General features: G+C 59.5%; 3 protein-coding genes and 1 pseudogene. All 4 read left to right on the top strand.

The genetic code is table 11. The features are described from left to right. Nucleotides 1-307, top strand: a pseudogene (locus DW850_RS10470) (SIS domain-containing protein); the annotation flags it as partial. Between the two features lie 46 nt (nucleotides 308-353). Continuing rightward, nucleotides 354-773 carry a PTS sugar transporter subunit IIA gene (locus DW850_RS09960; RefSeq protein WP_117565057.1) on the top strand — a complete coding sequence of 140 codons (420 nt, stop codon included), beginning with the start codon at nucleotides 354-356 and terminating at the stop codon, nucleotides 771-773. A gap of 57 nt (nucleotides 774-830) precedes the next feature. Then, nucleotides 831-1,313, top strand: a complete 483-nt coding sequence (locus tag DW850_RS09965; RefSeq protein ID WP_117565058.1) for a PTS sugar transporter subunit IIB — start codon at nucleotides 831-833, stop codon at nucleotides 1,311-1,313. 58 nt (nucleotides 1,314-1,371) lie between these two features. Further along, a partial coding sequence (locus DW850_RS09970) for a PTS sugar transporter subunit IIC (protein WP_147325448.1) occupies nucleotides 1,372-1,958 on the top strand: 587 nt, incomplete at its 3' end.

The following is a 1,958-nucleotide window of genomic DNA, read 5'->3' on the forward strand; positions in this document are numbered from 1 at the left end:
CTTCCACGGCACCCTCGAGCTCGTGGAGCCCGGCGTCCCGGTCTTCCTGTTCATGGGCGAGGACGAGAACCGCAAGCTCGACGAGCGCGTCCGCGCGTTCCTGACCCGCGGCGTGACCGGCGACACCGACATCAACGTCATCGACACTGCCGAGTTCGCGATCCCCGGCCTTGACGACGAGTTCCGCGTCATCGTGTCTCCGTGGATTCTGACGGTGCTCGTTACCGACCGCCTGGCTCGCTACTACGAGACGGTCACCAAGCACAACCTCAAGTATCGTCGCTACTATCACCAGTTCGACTACTAAAGAAAACGGGTGCGGGAACGCGCCGGGCTATTGAGAGGAACACAGAATGAGGCAGTACATCATCGCCAGCCATGCGCACTTCGCTACCGGCATCAAGGAGAGTGTCGAGCTGCTCTCGGGCGCTCGCGACAACGTCCACGATCTTTCGATGTTCGTCGATGACCGCATGGACGTGGCCGAGGAGGCCCAAAAACTGCTGGCAGGCATGGCTGCCGACGATGATGTCGTTGTCTGCACCGACCTCTTTGGCGGCAGCGTCAACAACGAGTTCACCAAGATCGTCCAGACGCGTCCCCGCACGTACCTCGTTACCAACATGAACCTTCCTCTGCTTATCCAGCTGCTGTTCTCTGACGAGTCGGCGCCGGTTGAGGAGACGATTCGCGCCATCGTCGCTGCGGACGATACGCGCGTGAAGTTTGTCAACGATCTTTTGGTCGATGACGAAGAGGAAGAAGAGTTCTAATCCGCAGCACCTACTGACACGCCGTAAGACGGCACAAGACCTTTGGGGGGTCACATTATGATTCAGCTACTTCGCGTCGACCATCGCCTGCTTCATGGCCAGGTCGCGGTCTCTTGGGTCCAGGGCCTTGGCTCCAACTGCATTTTCTGCGTGGGCGATAAGGTCGCCAACGACCCGGTGTGGAAGACGACGCTCAAGATGGGCAAGCCTGCCGGCTGCAAGCTCGTCATCAAGGATATGGCGAATGCCATCGAGGCCATTAACTCGGGTGTGACTGACAAATACAAGATGATTATCTGTGTCGCCACCATCGCTGAGGCAAAGCAGCTTGTTGAAGGCTGCCCGCAGATCAAGTCGGTCAACCTGGGCAACACCAAGCCCAAGGACGAGAAGCGCCCCGATGCTCGTCAGGTCTCTCGTCAGATCTTCCTGACTGCAGCCGAGGAGGCCGATGTGCGTGAGATGCTGAACAACGGCGTCGAGGTCGAGATCCGTCCTCTGGCCGATGACCCCAAGGTTGACTGCGCAAGCGTGCTCTAGGCGTTCAATTTCGAAGAGTCTGAGCTCTTCGTAGTGTCCTATTAGGAAAGGGGGATATATGCTTACCCAAGCAATCCTCATCGGACTTATCGCCGCATTTGGTAAGTTCGACTTCCAGCTCGGTACGCTCTATGCGTTCCGCCCCATCGTCCTGTGCCCGCTCGTGGGCCTGGTGCTGGGGGACCTGCAGTCCGGCCTCGCGATCGGCGCCAGCCTGGAGCTTCTGTTCATGGGCTCGATCTCCATCGGCGCCTACGTGCCGCCTGATGAGACGATCGGCGGCGTGCTCGCCTGCGCCTTCGCTATCCAGTTGGGCCAGAGCACCGAGGCAGCCATCGCGCTCGCTATGCCCATCGCCACGCTGTGCCTTGCCATCAAGAACATCCTCAACGCCGCCCTGCCGATTCTGGTTGACCGCGCTGATGTCTTCTCCGGCCAGGGCAACCTTAAGGGTGTCTATGCGATGCACTTCCTGATCGGTTTGACCGGTATCATCATGGCGTTCCTGCTGTGCTCGCTGTCGTTCTATCTGGGTGCTGACGCCATCCAGGGCATGCTCGACTTCATCCCGCCCTTTGTCCTTGCTGGCTTTGGCGTTGCCGCCAACATCCTGCCGGCCATGGGCTTCGCCATGCTCGGCCGCCT

The organism is Collinsella sp. AM36-4AA (assembly GCF_003467795.1).
GTDB lineage: Bacteria > Actinomycetota > Coriobacteriia > Coriobacteriales > Coriobacteriaceae > Collinsella.

Coding starts and splice junctions, on each gene's coding strand:
- DW850_RS09965 (WP_117565058.1), top strand. CDS start 831: ATGATTCAGCTACTTCGCGTCGACCATCGCCTGCTTCATGGCCAGGTC.
- DW850_RS09960 (WP_117565057.1), top strand. CDS start 354: ATGAGGCAGTACATCATCGCCAGCCATGCGCACTTCGCTACCGGCATC.